Genomic DNA, 17,942 nt, shown 5'->3' with positions numbered 1-17,942 from the left:
CGCTGTCCGTTCGCTCGAGATGGCGGGCGGGCCGTGCTGGATTCGGCAGGCGGGCGGACCGTGCGCTCGGCTCAGCGGCGCTGCGTCGCCGCGGGGTGCAGGAAGGCGCTCCATGAGCCGCGGCGCGGCGCCTTGCCGAGCAGCACCTCGGCGAGCGCTTCGCTGATCGAGAGCCCGGGGGTCCTCTCCAGCCAGAAGAACTCGCCGGAAGGATTGACCTCGAGGAAGACGTGCCGTCCGTCCGGCGTGCGGAGGATGTCGATGGCGCCGTAGTTGAGGCCGAGCTGGTCCATGAGCCGGAGCACCCCGGCCTCGACGTCGGGCGGGAGCGCGTCTTTCCGCCACGTGTCGATGAGCTCGATCCCTTGCCGCCGCCAGTCGATCTCGGCGCCGGGCGCCGCCTGCGAGTCGACCGAGGCCGAGAAGACGCGCTCGCCGACGACCGTCACCCGCAGCTCGCGCGCCTTCGGGATCTTCTCCTGGAACGTCATCGGGCAGAGCGAGAGCCCGCGCATGTCCGCGAGGTCCTCGGCCCCGAGGGCGTTCGTGAAGACCACGTGCTCCTCGCCGCCGCGGTAGACGGCGAACGACGAGAGCATCTTGGCGATCACCCCGCCCGGGCAGGCGGCGGCGAAGGCCCGCGCAGCGTCGGCGTCGTTGGTGGTGAGCGTGCGCGGCGTGTCGAGCCCGACCTCGCGCGCGATGTCGAGCTGCACCTGCTTGTTCGACGCGAAGCGCACCGCCGGCAGGGGGTCGACCTGCGGGACGCGGAGCGCCGCCAGCATGCCCTCCACGGTCTGCTTCGCCTCCTGGATCGACGCGCTCCGGAGCTGCGGGTCCATCGACGTGGGCAGCCCGCTGCCGTGAGCGACCCGGCGGTACCAGACGGCGGTCACGTCGGCGAGATCGAGCTCGCCCGCCCCGGCGCCCGGCGCGCGCAGCGTGGAGCGGCCGGCGCCGGGCCCGGAGGCCAGCGCGAGCCGCGCCCCCTGCGGGAAAGCATCGGTGTCGAAGCGGAAGGCCCGGCCGCCCAGCCCGGCGATCGCGGCGGCGACGCGGTCGACGCACTCGTTGTCCTGGCTATGCGTGATGATGAGGACCGTCACGGGTTCTCCGTCGGAGCGAGCAGGGCCTCCGCCAGCGCATCGGCGATCGGCAGGCCGAGATCCCGCTCCAGCATGCCCCACTCGCCGGCGGGGTTGACCTCGAGAAAGACGTGCTCCCCGTCCGGCGTCCGGATGAGGTCGACGGCGCCGAAGACCAGGCCGAGCGCGCGCAGGAGCGCGCCGATCTGCGCCTCGACCGCGGGCGGGAGAGCGTCCTGCTCCCACCCGATGCCGGCGTCGATGACGTCCGGGTGGCGCCAGTCGACGGCGATCGACTCGTAGCGGGAGGCGTCGAGCGCGCCGGGGAAGCACCGGCCGTCGACGCAGACGACGCGCAGCTCGCGCGCCTTGGGGATGCGCTCCTGGAAGACCATGGGGCTCTGGCGCAGGCCGGAGAGGGCGTCGAGATCGGCCGCCGAGACGGCGTGCGTGAAGACGAAGGGCGCGCCGCCGGCGAGGCTCATCGAGAACGGCGTGAGCATCTTGGCGACGACGCGCCCGCCGAGGCGCGCGAAGAAGGCGCGGACCTCGGCCGCGTCGTTCGTCACGAGCGTCTCAGGGATGCGCAGGCCGACCGACGCGGCGACCGCGAGCTGGCGCAGCTTGTCCTGGGCGCGCTCCTCGGCCGCCGGCTCGTTGATCCACCGCCGCGCGGGCAGCCCGCGCAGCCAGCCGGTCAGCGCCGCCATCGACTCGCGCACGCAGGCGGCGCGGTATTCCTCGGGGATGCCCTCGCCGAGGCTCGGCGCCCAGAGGCGCCGGAGCCAGACGGCGGAGATCTCGTCTCCACCGACCGCAACCCCGGCGTCCTCCAGGCGGCGGCGTACGCCGCCGGCCCCGAGCGCCGTCGAGAGGGTGAGGTCGCGAGGAAACCGGTCGACGTCCAGGCGGACGGGGCGAGCGCCGCGCCCTCGCAGCGCGTCCGCCACGCGCCCGATCCCGAAGTCGTCCTGGGAATGCGAGACCAGGAGGACGCTTGCGCCCGCGGTCGTCACGTCAGGATGCCTCTCTCGCAAGGGCGCGGGCGGCTCATCCGGCGCTCAGGTCTCGTCGCCGTCCGACGGGTACTTCAGCGTGGTGGCGATGGGGTCACACCCGCCCCCGCCGCCGTCCTCGTTGTCCGAGGGGTACTTCAGCGTCGTGGCAGGCTTGCCGGCCTTGACGCCGGTCCGCACGCGCTTCTGATCTTCGAGGAAGCGAGCGAAGAAGGGCACCTCCTCGGCATTCTCTTCCTGCTCCTGCTGCTCGGGTTCACGGCGAACGACATCAGCCATAAGAAACCTCCAGATTGCTTCGGCGGACCTGCCGAAGAGAAGAGATCCTATTTAAATGCCAATCAGCCGGTGCGCAAGTCCGCGGACACGCTGGGTACGGCCTCGGCGGCACGATTCCGCTGTTGCGGCTGTCTTCCACAATCGCGGGTGTCCGGCTGTGTCTTGTCGGTTATGTTAAGTAACGTTGAGGAGGGATGCGCTTGGGCGCGTGTGGGCGCGTGTCGTTCCGTGGGGTCGCGTATCGTTGCGCTCCGCGGCGATCGAGCGCTCCGCGGCGCACTGTTCGCGGCTCACTTCACGTTCACGTCTTCGTCGCTGTCGGAGGGGTACTTGAGCGTGACGTGACCGCCGTTGCCATCCTCGTTGTCCGAGGGGTACTTCATCGTCACGGGGTCGCCGCCGGCTTTGACGCCGGTCCGGACGCGCTTCTGATCTTCCAGGAAGCGAGCGAAGAAGGGGACCTGCTCGGTTTGCTCGGTCTGCTCGGAATCACGATCGATATCAGACATGGGAACCTCCAGATGAATGGATTTGAATGCGGCGGAGCCGCCGAGGAAGGATTCATCGAGGTGACCCGCATTGCACGTTAAGTTTTGCTATGTTCGATGACGTCACCCGGGCGAGGGGCGTGACTTCCTGAGCCTGCTTCGCCCGTGGTACTTTGCGCGACCCCCCATGCCCGCCGGGTTCTCACGCTCGATCCACGCGATCGCAACCGACGGCCACCGCGGCTCGATCGCCGGCGCTGCGCTCGGGGCGCTCCTGCTCGGAGCCTGGCTCGCGTGGTTCTTCCTCGCCCGCGTCGGGCGGTACGAGGCGAGCGTGAGCGCGCGCCTCGAGGTGGGGCAGGCGGCGCACCGGGTCGAGGCGCCGCTCGACGGGAGGGTCGCCGCGGTCCACCTCGACCTCGGGGCCGAGATCGCCGCGGGCGACGTCCTGATCGAGCTCGACGTGGAGCCGCTCCGCCGCGAGATCGACGACAAGCAGGCCCGGCTCGCGGCGATCGCCGGGCAGGTGGGGCCGCTCCGGGCCGAGATCGCGGCGCGGGCGCGGGCGCTGCGCGACGGGGCAGAGGCGGCGCGCGCGCACGTCGACGAGGCGAAGGCGCGGATCCGGGAGGCCGAGGCGGGCGCGCGCTTCCAGGAGCTCGAGGCGGAGCGGGCCGTGCGCCTGCGGCAGGACGGGCTCGTGTCGGAGGCCGACGCGGCGCGGCTCGCGGCCGAGGCGCTGTCGAGGCGCTCGGCGACCGAGGCGCTGGACCGCGCCGCCGCCCGGGCCTACGTCGAGCGGCGCGCCGGGCAAGGCGAGCAGGAGGCCGAGCTCGCGCGGCTCGACCGCGAGGCCGCGTCGCTCGAGGGCGAGCGGCTCGTGCTGGAGGCGGCGATCAAGGGGCTGCTCGCCGAGATCGAGCGGCGCAAGATCCGATCGCCGATCGCCGGCCGCGTCGGCGAGATCACGGTGCTGCGGGCCGGCTCCTACGTGCGCGAAGGAGACGTCGTGGCCGCCGTCGTGCCGCCCGGCGAGCTCCGGGTGATCGCGGAGTTCCCGCCCTCGTCCGTCGGCCGGATCAGCGCGGGGCAGGAGGGACGCCTGCGCCTCGATGCGTTCCCCTGGACCGAGTACGGCACCCTGTCGACCACGGTCGAGCGCGTCGCCAGCGAGACGCAGGAGGGCCGCATCCGCGTGGAGCTCGGCGTGCGCCCCGATCCGGCGTCGCCGATCCCGATGCAGCACGGGCTCCCCGGCAGCGTCGTCATCGAGACGGAGCGCGTCTCGCCGGCCTCGCTCGTGCTGCGGGCCGCAGGGCAGATCGTGCGGGTCCGCGGCGGAGCGGGCGGGTGAAGCAAGGGACGACGGGCGCCGATCCCCGATCCGCGCCGGCCCAATCCGCGTCGGCCCAATCCGCGTCGGCCCAATCCGCGTCGGAGCGAGCGGCGCGCGCCGATCCCCATCGCCGAGCGTCGGGCCCACAGCGGAGGCTCCTCGCGCCCGAGGTCGTGCAGACGTCGGCGATGGACTGCGGGCCGGCCGCGCTCAAGTGCGTGCTCGAGGGCTTCGGCATCGGCGTGAGCTACGGGCGCCTGCGCGAGGCCTGCCAGACGGACGTCGACGGCACCTCCATCGACACGCTGGAGGACCTCGCGGAGCAGCTCGGGCTCGTGGCCCAGCAGATCCTCGTCCCGCTCGAGCACGTGCTGCTCGACGAGGCCCAGGCGCTGCCGGCGCTGGCGATCGTGCGGCAGTCGACCGGGCCGCTGCACATCGTGGTGATCTGGCGCCGGCACGGCGGCCTCGTGCAGGTCATGGACCCGGGCACGGGGCGGCGCTGGCTCACGCGACGGCAGCTCGAAGGCGAGCTCTACCAGCACGAGCTGCCCATGCCCGCGGCGGACTTCCGCGCCTGGGCGGCGAGCGACGGGTTCACGCGGCCGCTCGGGCGCCGGCTCGCGTGGCTCGGCGCGGGGACGCGGCCGCTCGAGGCGGCGCTCTCGGACCCGGGGTGGCGCGCGATCGCGGCGCTCGACGCCGGCGCGCGCCTGGTGACGTCGCTCGTGCGCTCCGGCGGCCTCGGCCGCGGTCGCGAGGCCGCGCGCGTGCTGGGCGCGCTGCTCGAGCAGGGGCCCGAGGCGGCAGGGGAGGAGAGGATCCCGCCCGCCTTCTGGACGGCGCGCCCAGGGCCGGCCGGCCCGCGCGGGGAGGAGCTCGTCGTCGCGCGGGGCGCCGTGCTCGTGCGGATCCGCGGGCGGCGCCCGGCCATCCACGCCAGCGCTCTGGCAGGCCGCGGCGGCGCGCCGCGGGCCGCCGCGCCCGCGCCGCCGCCCCCCGACGGGGCGGCCGCTCACGCCGGCGTGCGCCTCTCCCCCGACCTCGCCGCCGCCCTCGCGGAGCGAAAGGCCAGGCCCGGGCGCGAGCTCCTCCGGATGATCCGCGAGGACGGGCTGCTGACGCCCGCGGTGCTCGCCGGCGCGCTCGCGCTCAGCGTCGCGACGGTGGTGCTGGAGAGCCTCCTCTTCCGTGGGTTGCTCCAGATCTCCAACGATCTCGCGCTGTTCGAGCAGCGCCTCGCCGCCCTCGGCGCCCTCGCCATGTTCCTCGCGGTGGAGCTCGCCATCGATCTCTCGCTGACCACGGGGGTGATCCGGCTCGGGCGCCACCTCGAGGTCCGGCTGCGGATGGCGTTCCTCGCGAAGATCCCGCGCATCGGCGATCGCTACTTCCACAGCCGTCCGGCCTCGGACATGGCGCAGCGCGGCCACAGCCTGCACGTGCTCCGCGGCCTGCCGGCGTTCGGCGGCCAGCTCGCGCGCTCGGCGCTCGATCTCGCGGTCACCACGGCGGCGATCGCCTGGATCGATCCCGCGAGCGCGCGCCTCGCCGTGCCGTGCGCCGCGCTGGCGCTGGCGCTGCCGCTCGCGGGGAGCCGCGTGCTCGTCGAGCGCGACCTGCGCGTCCGCACCCACGCCGGCGCGCTCACGAGCTTCTACCTCGACGCGCTCCTCGGCCTCGTGCCGATCCGGGCGCACGCGGCGGAGCGGGCCGTGCGGCGCCAGCACGCGGGCCTGCTCGGGGAGTGGGCGCTCGCCGGCCGCGCGCTGCTCCGCGCGGCCCTCGCCGTCGACGGGGCGCAGGCGCTGCTCGGCTTCGCGCTCGCCGCGTGGATCCTCGGCGACTTCCTCGCCCGCGGGGGCGCGCTCTCGCGGGCGCTCCTGCTCTTCTACTGGGCCCTCGCGCTGCCGGCCATCGGGCAGGCGCTCGCGAGCACGCTGCTCCAGTACCCGGCGCACCGGAACACGGCGCTGCGCCTGCTCGAGCCGCTCGGCGCGCCGGAGGAGTCGCGCGCCGGCGACGCGCCCGGCGCGGCGCCGCCAGCGCAGGCCGGCGCCGGGGGCGCGGGCTGCGCGATCGCCTTCGAGCGCGTGCGCATCCAGGCCGCCGGGCACGTGATCCTCGACGGGGTGGATCTCGAGATCGCGGCGGGCAGCCACGTGGCGATCGTGGGGGCGTCGGGCGCGGGGAAGTCGAGCCTCGTCGGGGTCCTGCTCGGGTGGCACCGGGCGAGCGAGGGGAGGGTGCTCGTCGACGGCCGCCCGCTCGACGGCGAGCGGCTGCGCGCGCTGCGCGAGGAGACCGCGTGGGTCGATCCGGCGGTCCAGATCTGGAACCGGTCGTTCCTCGACAACCTTCGCTACGGCGCGCCCGACGACGCGGCCGACTTCGGCCCTGTCGTCGAGGAGGCCGAGCTGCGCGAGGTGCTGGAGCGGCTGCCGGAAGGGCAGAAGACCCTGCTCGGCGAGGGCGGAGGGCTCGTCTCCGGCGGCGAGGGGCAGCGCGTGCGCTTCGGCCGGGCGATGATGCGGAGCGAGGCGCGGCTCGCGATCCTCGACGAGCCGTTCCGCGGCCTCGACCGGGAGCGCCGCCGGGCGCTGCTCGCCCGGGCGCGGCGGCGCTTTCGTCGCGCGACGCTCCTGTGCGTCACCCACGACGTCGGCGAGACGCGCTCGTTCGAGCGCGTGCTGGTCGTGGACGGCGGGCGCGTCGTCGAGGACGGGGCGCCCGCCGAGCTCGCGGCGCGCCCCGGCTCGCGCTACCGGGCGCTGCTGGACGCCGAGGCGGCCGTGCAACGAGGGCTCTGGTCGAGCGGGGGGTGGCGCAGGCTGAAGGTCGTGCGCGGGCGGATCGCCGAGGGGGCGGCGGTGTCGGCCGAGGACGAGCGGGGATGACGGCGGACGCGCTGCGCGGATGGGGCGCCCGGCCGGACGAGGCGGTCGGCGCGCTCGGCGCGCTCGGTGCCCTCGAGTGGCCGGCCGAGCGCCTCGGCGACGCGCTCGAGGCGCTCGCGCTGCACGGCGGCCTCCGCCCGCGCGCCGTCGCGGCGCCCATCCCGACCGCCGGCCACCTCCGCAGCGCCGACGCGCTCGGGGCGTGGATCGAGCAGGCCGCGGGCTACCTCGGCGTCGAGGCGGAGCCGATCGCGGCGCGCTACGACGAGATCGACGCCGCGCTCCTCGGCGTCGCGCCCGCGCTCGTGTGGCTGCGCGGCGGCGAGGCGCCCCGCTTCCTCGCCGTCGCGGGGCGCAGGGGGCGGGACGTCCTGGTGCTCCGCGCCGACCGCTCCACGGCGCGCGTGCCCGTCGCGGCGATCGCCGGCCGCGTCTCCCGCCCGCTCGAGGCGCAGGTGCTCCCGGAGATCGATCGCGTCCTCGCGCGCGCCGGCGTGCGGCCGCGCCGGCTCGGGCGCGCGCGGCGGGCCCTGCTCCGCGAGCGCCTCGGGCCGGTGATCCTCGACGGCATCTGGAGCCTGCGCCTGCCGCCGGGCGCGTCGTTCCGGCGGCAGGTCGCGGCCGCGCGGATCCCGCGCCGCCTGCTCGGCCTGCTCGTCGCCCACGGCGCGGCCTACACGCTCTGGATCCTGGTGTGGATGACCGTGGGGCGCAGCATCCTCGACGACCACCTCGACGAGGGGTGGCTCGTCGCCGGCGCGCTGCTGCTCGCGACGGTGGTCCCGCTGCGCCAGCTCATGGCGTGGCTGTCCGGCGTGGCCGCGATCGACTCGAGCGCGCTGATCAAGCAGCGCCTGCTCGCGGGCGCGCTCGCGCTCGACGCCGAGGAGGTGCGCAGCGAGGGCGCAGGCCGCTTCCTCGGCCGCGTGATCGAGTCCGAGGCGATCGAGGCGCTCGCGATGGGCGGCGGCGTCGCGGCCGTCGCCTCGGCGTTCGAGCTCGCCGCGGCGGCGGTCGTGCTCGCCCAGGGGGCGGCCGGCGCGACCCACGCCCTCCTGCTCGTCGCCTGGGCGGCGCTGGTGCTCGCGCTCTGCGCGCGCTTCTACCGGCGGCGCGCGCGCTGGACCGCCGCGCGGCTCGCGATGACCCACGACCTCATCGAGCGCCTGGTCGGCCACCGGACCCGCCTCGCCCAGGAGCGCCACGGCCGCTGGCACCACGGCGAGGACGAGGCGCTCGCACAGTACCTGCTGCGATCGCGCGAGCTCGACCGGAGCCAGATCGAGATGGGCGCGCTGATGCCGCGGGGCTGGCTCATCGCAAGCATCGTCGGCCTGCTGCCGCCGTTCCTCGCGGGCTCCGGCTCCACCGCGGCGTACGCGGTGGCGCTGGGGGGCGTCCTGCTCGCGAGCCGCTCGCTCCAGGGCCTGTCGGCCGGCCTGTCGAGCCTCGCCAGCGCGGCGATCGCGTGGGAGCAGGTCTCCACGCTCTTCCAGGCCGCCTCCCGCGGCGGGACGCCGCCGCCGCCCCTGCCGCCCGACGCGGGGCGGTCGCCAGCCAGCGCGGCGGAGGTCGCGGCCGGCCCGGACAGCGCGGGAGACGTGGAGGTCCGCGCGCCCGTCCTGGAGGCGCACGAGCTGTCGTTCCGGCACAAGGGCAGGGCGCGCCCCGCCGTGACGGACGTCTCGCTGCGGATCGCGGCGGGCGATCGCGTCCTGCTCGAGGGGCCCTCGGGGGGAGGGAAGTCGACGCTGAGCGCGCTGCTCTCGGGGCTGCGCGCGCCCGACGCGGGGCTGCTCCTGCTGAACGGGCTCGACCGCCACATGCTGGGCGCCGCCGCGTGGCGCCGCCGCGTGGCGGCGGCGCCGCAGTTCCACGAGAACCACGTCCTCGCCGGGACGTTCGCGTACAATCTGCTGATGGGCAGGCGCTGGCCGCCGAGGCCCGTCGACCTCGCGGAGGCCGAGGAGCTCTGCCACGAGCTCGGCCTCGGCGAGCTGCTCGAGCGGATGCCGGGAGGGCTGGAGCAGCTCGTGGGCGAGACGGGGTGGCAGCTCTCGCACGGCGAGCGGAGCCGGCTCTACATCGCGCGCGCGCTGCTCCAGGGCGCGGAGGTCGTCGTGCTCGACGAGAGCTTCGCGGCGCTCGACCCCGAGACGCTGGAGCGCGCGCTGCGCTGCGTGCTCCGGCGCGCGCGCACGCTCGTGGTCATCGCCCACCCGTAGCGCGAGCTGGTCGAGAGAACGCGGAGCCAGCGCGCCTGGCGCGATCTCTACCCGTCTCGCGGCCACCATCCGTTGGGGCAGTCCTCCTCGGCGTCGGCGGCCTTCAATCGCAGAACACACCCGCACGTCGAGCGCCCCTGCTCCCTGTGGACCTCGAGCAGCTTGCCGCACGTGGAGACGTCGTCCCCGCGCATGACCACGAGGCCGCCGGGGCACCTGCGACATACATCCAGCCTGGCCTCGACCGCCCGACGCGGCAAGAGGCCCACTCCGAGAGACGTCCTGAGCGCGGACAGGGCCCCATGCGCCGTGGCCCGACCGCGCTCGATGGCCCGCGCGAACCGGCTCACCTCGACGTCCGTGTCCCACGGGATGCCGTGCGGGCACTCGAATTCGGCGGTGCCTCCCGGCACCTCGAAATCCCGCAGGACAGCCAGCCGGAACCCGCGCCCCTTCTCCGGATCGCGGCAGCGGCGGCAGTGCCCTCCAGATTGGCATGCTTCGGTATCAGCGTATCTCATGGGCGGTCCTCCGCGCTGGGTTCATGGTGGTGCGAAGGACGAGGACGCGGGGCGTCGTCGCGCTCCGGTCCTCGTCCTCCGCGCTGGCGCCGCCGTGCTCCTCGGAGAAGCGTCAGACGTTGTCCCTGAGGCCGACCGAGATCGTGTCCTGGGTCCCGGGCAAGAAGGTCAGATCGACCTTGACCGCCCCCTGGCTCTTCTGATCGCCCTGGAAGTGATCGTGCGGGATCGCGATCGTCGCGCTGGACGGCCTGTACCGCGGATCCGGCGCGTCGCCTCTCATGACCGTGAACGAGAGCTCGAAGTACCCCGTATCGGTGGCGCACAGGTCGCCGCCGGTCGACGTGTTCTTGTTTTCGATGTACCCGGCGCGGGTCTCGCCTTGCGGGAGCCTGACGTTGAAGGCGTCGATCCCCGGCGCGCCGGCGCCACCGGTGCTCTGCGGGTAGATGCAGTGCTTCCGCACCACCTCCACCTGGATGTCGTACTGTGAGAAGTTGTTGATTGTCATGTTGGCGCCATGTCCCATGGTGATCTCCTTGTGGTGAGCAACCGCTCGTGAACGGTCGACCCTCGTTCGTCGCGCGTCGACTCGCGCTGAGGATCGACTCTCGCCGAGAGTCGACTCGCGTTGAGCGTCGACTCGCGCCGAGAGCTGATTGCAGCGGGCGTGCCAGCGCCCTTTCACGGGCGGCGGAGCGCCGCGTTTCATCTCCTCTCCGCGGCCGCCGCCAGCACCGCTGCTGTGCGCGCCGCACGCGTCACAAGGAGCGCGCTGTGCGCGACAGCGGCCGCACAGTGTGCGCGACAGCGGCCGCACACTGTGCGCCACAGCGATCTGCTCACGCGATCCTCGCGCCGGACGAGGAACAACAGCTGCGAGCGCGGCGTATCCCCTCCTTTCGCGCCACCTGCTGGCGCGCGCCGCGAGGAGCCCCGACGCGGTGCGGCGCTTCCTGGCGCCGAACCAGACGGGATGCTGTCTGCGCTGGTCGTCGGCGCCCCGCTTCCACATCGGTGCACTCCTGATTGTGTTCGGGTCTTCCCGTAAGGCACGTCGCGGTCGACAACCGTGCACCAGCAGCCGTAGTGTGCCGACCCGGCGCATGGGTACTGGACGTCACCTGCGTTGGATCTAGAATTCATCCCAATGCGGGAAATCAAGACAGAGAGGCGGTTGCCTGTGGGCGCGGAGGTGGTCGCCGGCAAAGGGGTGCACTTCCGGGTCTGGGCCCCCGCCCGGCGCAAGGTTGAGGTCGTCCTCGAGGCAGGGCCCGGGAGCGGCGGGGCCGCCGCGCTGCGGGCCGAGGAGGGCGGTTACTTCTCGGGGCTGGTGCCCGCCGCCGCGAGCGGCACCCGCTACCGCTTCCGGCTCGACGACGACGAGAAGCTCTATCCCGACCCCGCGTCGCGCTCTCAGCCGGAAGGGCCGCACGGGCCCTCCGAGGTGGTCGACCCGGGCGCGTTCGCCTGGAGCGACGCCGGCTTCCGGGGCGCCCCGCTGAAGGGGCAAGTCGTCTACGAGATGCACATCGGCACCTTCACCCGGGAGGGCACCTGGGAGTCCGCCGCGCGCGAGCTGCCCGAGCTCGCCAGGATCGGCATCTCGTTGATCGAGGTGCTGCCGGTCAACGAGGTCCCCGGCCGCTTCAACTGGGGTTACGACGGGGTGAACCTCTTCGCGCCGACGCGCCTCTACGGCAGCCCCGACGATTTCCGCCGCTTCGTCGACGCGGCGCACCGCGCCGGGATCGCCGTGATCCTCGATGTCGTCTACAACCACCTCGGCCCGGACGGCAATTACCTCGGCGAGTTCTCCAAGGATTACTTCAGCGATCGGCACAAGACGGACTGGGGCGCCGCCATCAACTTCGACGGCCCGCGATCCGAGGCGGTGAGGGAGTACTTCGTCGCCAACGCCGGCTACTGGATCGACGAGTTCCACCTCGACGGGCTCCGGATCGACGCGACGCAGAACATCTACGACGGCTCGAAGGACCACATTCTCGCCGCGATCTCGCGCCGCGTCCGGGAGGCCGCGCGGGGCAAGGCGACGTTCATCGTGGCCGAGAACGAGTCGCAGGAAGAGTGGCTGATCCGCGACGCCGAGCGGGGCGGCTACGGGCTCGACGCCATGTGGAACGACGACTTCCACCACAGCGCCAAGGTGGCGCTCACCGGCCACAACGAGGCCTACTACACGGATCATGAGGGCTCGCCCCAGGAGTTCATCTCCGCCCTGAAATACGGGTTCCTCTTCCAGGGGCAGCGCTATGAATGGCAGAAGCAGCGGCGCGGCACGCCGGCGCTCGGCGTGGATCCCGCCCGCTTCGTCCTCTTCCTGGAGAACCACGATCAGGTCGCCAACACCGCGAAGGGGGAGCGGCTCTGCCACCTCACGGGAGCGGGCAAATTCCGGGCGATGTCGGCGCTCCTGCTCCTCGCCCCCGGGACGCCCATGCTCTTTCAAGGGCAGGAGTTCGGGTCGTCGGCGCCGTTCCTCTTCTTCGCGGATCACAACAAGGAGCTCGCGCCGCTCGTGCGCAAGGGCAGGGCGGAGTTCCTGGCGCAGTTTCCGTCGTGCGCCGCGCCCGAGGTGCGCGCGCGCCTCGACGACCCGGCCGACCCGGCGACGTTCGAGCGCTGCAAGCTCGATTTCTCCGAGCGCGAGCGCAACGCCGGCCTCTATGCCCTCCACGCGGACCTCATCGCGCTGCGCCGGCGCGATCCCGTGATCTCGGCCCAGCGCCCGCGCGGCGTGGACGGGGCGGTCCTCTCGGATCAGGCCTTCCTCCTCCGCTACTTCGGCGACGACGGCGACGACCGCCTGCTCCTCGTCAACTTCGGGCGGGACATCCATCGAGGGTCGTTGCCGGAGCCGCTCTTCGCCCCGCCGCCGGGGCGCCGCTGGGAGACGTCGTGGTCCAGCGAATCCCCCCGTTACGGGGGGCAAGGCAGTCCACCTGTCATCACCGAGGATGGCGTCCACATCCCGGGGGACGCGGCGATCCTCCTCCACCCCGTGGTCGGGAAGCCGGTGCCCGAGAAGACGAGCGCCAACCCTCGCCCTGAGGAGCCCAAGAAGAATGTACGCTGACGAGATCTGCCGGATGATGGTCTGGTCCCGGGGCACCGCCCCCGCCACGCACGACGACGCGGAGCACGGCTCGGATCCGCTCACGCGGGAGTGGCTCGTCACGAACGGCCTGGGCGGTTATGCGTCGGGCACCATCTCCGGCGCGGTGACCCGTCGGTTCCATGGACTGCTGATCTCCGCGCTTCCCGCGCCGCTCGGCCGCACCATGATGCTCAGCGATCTGAGCATCCGCGTCGTCACCTCGGACGGCAAGGCGTACCAGGTGGGCGGGCAGGAGCCGTGGCTCGACGCGACCTCGGCGGAGGTCATCGATCTCGCCGAGTTCCGCCTCGAGGCCGGCCTGCCGGTGTGGCGCTACGAGGGCGCGGGGATGGTCTTCGAGCGGCGGCTGCTCCTGCCCCACGGGCAGAACACGGTCCACGTCACGTACACGCTCCTCGAGGGGGCAGGGCCGGTGCGGATCGAGCTCCAGCCGTGGGTGAACTTCCGCCCCCACGAGGGCGCGCTCGATCGGCCGGTGGCGGGGCCCTATGCGCTGACCGTGGTGGAGGACCGCTACGAGCTCGCCTCGCCGAGCGACCTCCCGCCGCTCCGGCTCCAGGTCCAGGGCGCGCGCGCCGAGTTCAGGATCGAGAGCGCCCGGCTGCGCAACGTGCGCTACCGGATCGAGCAGAGCCGCGGATACGACGCGGTCGGCGAGTTCTACAGCCCGGGTCGATTCAGCCTCGAGCTCCCGGTCTCGGGCAGCGTGACCCTGGTCGCCTCCACCGAGGCGTGGGAGACGATCAACGCCCTCTCCACGGAGGAGGTGCAGCGCGCCGAGCGCAAGCGCCGGACGCGGCTCCTGCTCGCCGCGGCGCCCGAGGTCCGCTCCGGGCCGCCGGCGGAGCTCATCTTCGGCGCCGACCAGTTCCTCATCACGCCCGCCGGCCGCGTCGAGGACGCCGCCCGCGCCCGGGCCGGCGGCGACGAGGTGCGCACCGTCATCGCGGGCTACCACTGGTTCACCGACTGGGGCCGCGACACGATGATCAGCCTGGAGGGGCTGACGCTCGTCACCGGGCGCCACACCGAGGCGGGCTATATCCTGCGCACGTTCGCCCATTACGTGAAGCACGGGCTCATCCCCAACATGTTCCCGGAGGGCAAGAACGACGGGCTCTATCACACCGCCGACGCGACCCTCTGGTTCTTCCACGCGCTCGATCGGTACCTGACGTACACCGGCGATCGCGAGACGCTCCGGCTCATCCTCCCCACGCTGACCGATATCGTCGAGCACCACACCCGCGGGACGCGCTTCGGGATCGGCGTCGACCCGAAGGACGGCCTCGTCCGCCAGGGCGAGGAGGGCTACCAGCTCACCTGGATGGACGCGAAGGTCGGCGATTACGTGGTCACGCCCCGCCGGGGAAAGGCGGTGGAGATCAACGCGCTCTGGTACAACGCCCTCCGCCTGATGGAGCGCTGGGTGCGCGAGTCGGAGGGCGAGGGCGCGTCGCAGCGCTACAGCGCGGCGGCTGACAAAGCCAAGGCGTCGTTCAACCAGCGCTTCTGGAACGAGGAGAAGGGGTATCTCCACGATCTGATCGACGGTGAGCAGGGCACGGACGACGCCTTCCGGCCCAACCAGATCTTCTCGATCTCGCTGCCGAACCCGGTGCTCGATCCCGCCCGCTGGAGGGGGATCGTCGACCAGGTCAAGGAGCGGCTGTGGACGCCCGTTGGCCTCAGGTCGCTCGCCCCGGGGCACCCGGATTACAAGCCCAAGTATTTCGGCGACCTCCGCGCGCGGGACCTGGCCTATCACCAGGGCACCGTGTGGGGGTGGCTCATGGGGCCGTTCGTCGACGCCTGGCTGAAGGTGTATCCCGCCGATCTCGCGGGGGCGCGGAGCCTGCTCGCGGGCTTCCCGCCGCACCTCGACGAGGCCTGCGCCGGGTCGATCAGCGAGATCTTCGACGCGGAGCCGCCGTTCACGCCCCGCGGGTGCGTCGCCCAGGCGTGGAGCGTGGCCGAGGTGCTGCGCGCCTACGCCCGGACGGCCCGCTCGGCGGGCTGAGCGGGGTCCCCGATCGCGGGGCGATCAGGGCGACTCGCCGGCGCCGAGCAGCCGCGAGATCAGCGTGTGCTCCACGTCGTCGAGCGCCTCCCGCAGGAACGCGGGGTCGTCGAGGCGGATCGCGTCGTCGCCCTCGCGCGCCTCGGCGGGGAGCTTGTTCTTGAGGCTCGCGAACTCGCGCAGCAGCGAGGAGAGGCTCGCCTCGTCCTCGCGCAGCGCGCGCAGCGACCGCGTGAGCTGGCCGATGGCGTCGTCCCGCTCCTCGAGCGCGCCCACCTCGAGCGGGGCGAGCGTCCGGGAGAGCACGCGCTCGATCCAGAGCCCGCCGCCGAGGTCGTTGGCGATCGCGCGGATCTGCCCCGTCCAGCGCTCGAAATCGGCGCGCAGCGCGGCGTGGGCGGGGGTCGCGCCGCACAGGATCACCCGCGCGGCGAGCGTGCGCCCGTCCGCCTCGGCGAGGCGCTGCTCGAGCTGCTCCCGCGTGAGATCCACGATGTCGTCGGCGCTCGCGGCCGGGGAGAGATCGACCTCGCAGGCGCACCAGCGCACGACGTCGAGGGCGCGGTGCTCGACGGAGGTGATGCGGCCCTCGTCCGTCGTGACGAGGAGGGCGCCCTTCTCGCCGGTCTCGCGGGCGTGGCGGCCCTGGAGGTTGCCGGGAAAGGCGATGTACGGGTCCTCGGAGAGCACCTCTCGGGTGTGCACGTGGCCGAGCGCCCAGTAGTCGTATCGCTTGCCGACCAGGGTGTTCAGGCTGCAAGGAGCGTAGTTGTCGTGGCCCTCGCGGCCGCCCAGGCAGGTGTGGAGCATGCCGATGTTGAAGAGCCCGGTGTGCGCGTCCGGGTAGCCCGCCGCGAGATCGTCGGTGACGGCCTTGGTCGCGAAGCTCTGGCCGTGGACGGCGACGCCGAGCCGGTCGAACACGACCGACTCGGGGCGGCGGGGGTCGAGCCGACGGGCGTTCTCGGGGAGCTCCAGGTGACGGGTGATGTTGCTCTCGGCGTCGTGGTTGCCGTAGAGGAGCACGACCTCCACCCGGGCGGCGCGCAGGCGGGAGAGCTGCGAGGCGAAGAACAGGCCCGTGCTGTAGTCCTTCCAGTCGCCGTCGTAGATGTCGCCCGCGAGGAGCAGGAGGTCGACCTCCTCGGTGAGGCAGAGGCTCACGAGGTTCTCGAGCGCGCGGCGGGTGGCCCCGCGGATCTGCTCGACGGGGGCGCCCGGGTAACGGTCGAGCCCGCGGAGCGGGCTGTCGATGTGGAGGTCGGCGGCGTGGACGAACTTCATGGGCTGGCGCGGCCCGAGCTTAGCCGCTTCTCGCCGCGAGCGCTGCTCATCCGATGAGTACCGTGGTCGATGTCTCGCTGGCCGTCGCCGGGCTCGGGCGCGCGGGACGGCTCCGTGCAGCGCCACCCGAGCTCGCCCAGCCGGAGGGCGGGCGTCGTGTCGAGCAGCCCGCGCTCTCCCCGGCTCCCGCCGGCGGCGGTCGTCTTGACATGCGCGGCGCGCTGTCATGCAGTGTTCGGCCGATGCCGCGCCCGCCGCCTCGCCTCACGGAGCCCGCCCCGCGCGGCCTCGCCCCGGGAAGAGCGGTATCCCGTTGAGCTCGGCGACCGCGCTGCTCCGGCGGATCTGCGAGGTGAAGGACGGCGAGGCCGCAGCGCTGCTGTGGAGCTTCGCTTACTTCTTCTGTCTCCTGTTCAGCTACTACGTCATGCGCCCCGTGCGCGAGGAGATGGGCATCTCCGGCGGGATGGACAGGCTGCCCTGGCTGTTCACCGCCGTCTTCGCGACGATGCTCGCGGCCGTGCCCGCGTTCTCAGCGCTCGTGGCGCGCTTGCCGCGGCGGCGCTTCATCCCGATTGTCTATCACTTCTTTGCGTCGAACCTGCTCGTCTTCTTCGGGCTGCTCTCGCTCGGCGCGCCGCGCGCGGAGGTGGGCAAGGTCTTCTATGTCTGGCTGAGCGTCTTCAACCTGTTCGCCGTGTCCGTGTTCTGGGGGTTCATGGCGGACCTCTGGCGCAGCGAGCAGGGCAAGCGCCTCTTCGGCTTCGTCGCGGCCGGCGGCAGCGCCGGCGCGCTCGCCGGCTCGTTCATCACGGCCGCGCAGGCCAGGCAGATCGGGACAGCGAACCTCCTCCTCCTGTCGGCGGCGCTTCTCGAGCTCGCCGTGCTCTGCGTGGGGCGGCTGAACCGCCTCGCCGGTCAGCTCGGCGACGGGGCGCCGGGGCCCGGCGGGAGCGCGGCGGAGGATCGCATCGGCGGGGGCGCGCTCCGCGGGGTGACGCTCGTCCTGCGGTCGCCGTACCTGCTCGGGATCTGCGCGCAGACGCTCTTCCTGTCCGTGACCGCGACGGTGCTCTACTTCGAGCAGGCGCGGATCGTCTCCGCGCAATCGATGGATCCCGCGCGGCGGACCGCGATGTTCGCGTCCATCGATCTCACCGTGAACGTGATCACGATCCTCGTGCAGGTGCTCGTGACCGGGAGGCTCATGACGCGGGTGGGCCTCGGGGCCGCGCTCGCGGTCGTCCCTGTGGTCACGGGCGTCGGGTTCGCGGCGCTCGCGGCGCAGCCCACGATCTGGATGATCGCCGCGTTCCAGGGGCTCCGGCGGGCGATCCACTACGCGGTGGACCGGCCGGCGCGGGAGATCCTGTTCACGGTGGTCGCGCGCGAGGAGAAGTACAAGGCGAAGAGCTTCATCGACACCGTGGCGTTCCGCGGCGGGGACGCCGCGAGCGCGTGGGTGCTCTCGGGGCTGTCGGCGCTCGGGGTCAAGGCGGCGGGGCTGTCGCTGATGATGCTGCCGGTCGCGGGCGGGTGGGTCCTGCTGAGCCGTTACCTGGCGAGGCGGCAGGCGGAGCGCGCCCGCGGCGAGGGGCGCTGACGCGGGTCCGGGCGGCCGCGAAGCGGACGCGGGGTTCGGGGCGGAGCCC

The 17,942-nt window shown here is 73.1% G+C and carries 13 protein-coding genes; 6 read left to right on the top strand and 7 right to left on the bottom strand.

What is annotated here, in order from left to right:
* Nucleotides 1-71: 71 nt before the first annotated feature.
* The 4 genes from WME76_RS33770 to WME76_RS33755 form a co-directional block, all read right to left on the bottom strand.
* A complete protein-coding gene (locus tag WME76_RS33770) occupies nt 72-1,106 on the bottom strand; it encodes an MvdD family ATP-grasp ribosomal peptide maturase (protein WP_437956345.1) in 1,035 nt (344 codons plus the stop codon).
* Entirely contained in the window at nt 1,103-2,101 is a 999-nt protein-coding gene (locus tag WME76_RS33765; RefSeq protein WP_437956344.1) for an MvdC family ATP-grasp ribosomal peptide maturase, read from the bottom strand. The genes WME76_RS33770 and WME76_RS33765 overlap by 4 nt, the downstream gene beginning before the upstream one ends.
* A 45-nt stretch (nt 2,102-2,146) precedes the next feature.
* The gene (locus tag WME76_RS33760) at nt 2,147-2,380 is read right to left on the bottom strand and encodes a microviridin/marinostatin family tricyclic proteinase inhibitor (protein WP_437956343.1); all 234 of its coding nucleotides are present in this window, start codon (nt 2,378-2,380) and stop codon (nt 2,147-2,149) included.
* Nucleotides 2,381-2,670: 290 nt separating this feature from the next.
* On the bottom strand, nt 2,671-2,889 hold the full coding sequence (locus tag WME76_RS33755) for a microviridin/marinostatin family tricyclic proteinase inhibitor (protein WP_437956342.1): 219 nt from the start codon (nt 2,887-2,889) through the stop codon (nt 2,671-2,673).
* A 166-nt stretch (nt 2,890-3,055) separates the two neighbouring features.
* On the opposite strand from WME76_RS33755, the gene WME76_RS33750 reads away from it, so the two are divergent.
* The 3 genes from WME76_RS33750 to WME76_RS33740 are packed head-to-tail and all read left to right on the top strand — an operon-like array spanning nt 3,056 to nt 9,326.
* On the top strand, nt 3,056-4,222 hold the full coding sequence (locus WME76_RS33750) for an HlyD family secretion protein (RefSeq protein WP_437956341.1): 1,167 nt from the start codon (nt 3,056-3,058) through the stop codon (nt 4,220-4,222).
* Nucleotides 4,219-7,101 (top strand): ATP-binding cassette domain-containing protein, encoded by a 2,883-nt coding sequence (locus WME76_RS33745; RefSeq protein WP_437956340.1) that lies wholly within the window; start codon nt 4,219-4,221, stop codon nt 7,099-7,101. Before WME76_RS33750 ends, WME76_RS33745 begins: the two co-directional genes overlap by 4 nt.
* The gene (locus WME76_RS33740) at nt 7,098-9,326 is read left to right on the top strand and encodes an ATP-binding cassette domain-containing protein (protein ID WP_437956339.1); all 2,229 of its coding nucleotides are present in this window, start codon (nt 7,098-7,100) and stop codon (nt 9,324-9,326) included. Before WME76_RS33745 ends, WME76_RS33740 begins: the two co-directional genes overlap by 4 nt.
* Before the next feature lie 47 nt (nt 9,327-9,373).
* On the opposite strand, the gene WME76_RS33735 is transcribed toward WME76_RS33740, so the two are convergent.
* Together WME76_RS33735 and WME76_RS33730 are read right to left on the bottom strand one after the other, a co-directional pair.
* Nucleotides 9,374-9,847, bottom strand: a complete 474-nt coding sequence (locus WME76_RS33735) for a hypothetical protein (RefSeq protein ID WP_437956338.1) — start codon at nt 9,845-9,847, stop codon at nt 9,374-9,376.
* Between the two features lie 112 nt (nt 9,848-9,959).
* Complete coding sequence (locus tag WME76_RS33730) at nt 9,960-10,376, bottom strand: hypothetical protein (RefSeq protein WP_437956337.1); 417 nt, start codon at nt 10,374-10,376, stop codon at nt 9,960-9,962.
* Between the two features lie 621 nt (nt 10,377-10,997).
* Between WME76_RS33730 and treZ the strand changes: the two genes are divergently transcribed.
* Entirely contained in the window at nt 10,998-12,944 is a 1,947-nt protein-coding gene (gene treZ / locus WME76_RS33725) for a malto-oligosyltrehalose trehalohydrolase (protein WP_437956336.1), read from the top strand.
* Complete coding sequence (locus tag WME76_RS33720) at nt 12,934-15,006, top strand: amylo-alpha-1,6-glucosidase (protein ID WP_437956335.1); 2,073 nt, start codon at nt 12,934-12,936, stop codon at nt 15,004-15,006. Before treZ ends, WME76_RS33720 begins: the two co-directional genes overlap by 11 nt.
* Before the next feature lie 24 nt (nt 15,007-15,030).
* Here WME76_RS33720 and WME76_RS33715 read toward each other — a convergent pair whose 3' ends face one another.
* Complete coding sequence (locus WME76_RS33715; RefSeq protein WP_433929482.1) at nt 15,031-16,290, bottom strand: metallophosphoesterase family protein; 1,260 nt, start codon at nt 16,288-16,290, stop codon at nt 15,031-15,033.
* 313 nt (nt 16,291-16,603) lie between these two features.
* Here WME76_RS33715 and WME76_RS33710 point away from each other — a divergent pair, with 313 nt between their 5' ends.
* On the top strand, nt 16,604-17,893 hold the full coding sequence (locus WME76_RS33710) for an NTP/NDP exchange transporter (protein ID WP_437956334.1): 1,290 nt from the start codon (nt 16,604-16,606) through the stop codon (nt 17,891-17,893).
* The last annotated feature ends 49 nt before the right edge of the window (nt 17,894-17,942 follow it).

The sequence above is a fragment of the Sorangium sp. So ce119 genome (genome assembly GCF_051524405.1).
GTDB classification, from domain to species: domain Bacteria; phylum Myxococcota_A; class Polyangia; order Polyangiales; family Polyangiaceae; genus Sorangium; species Sorangium cellulosum_G.
This window is presented reverse-complemented; position numbering and strand designations above follow the sequence as displayed.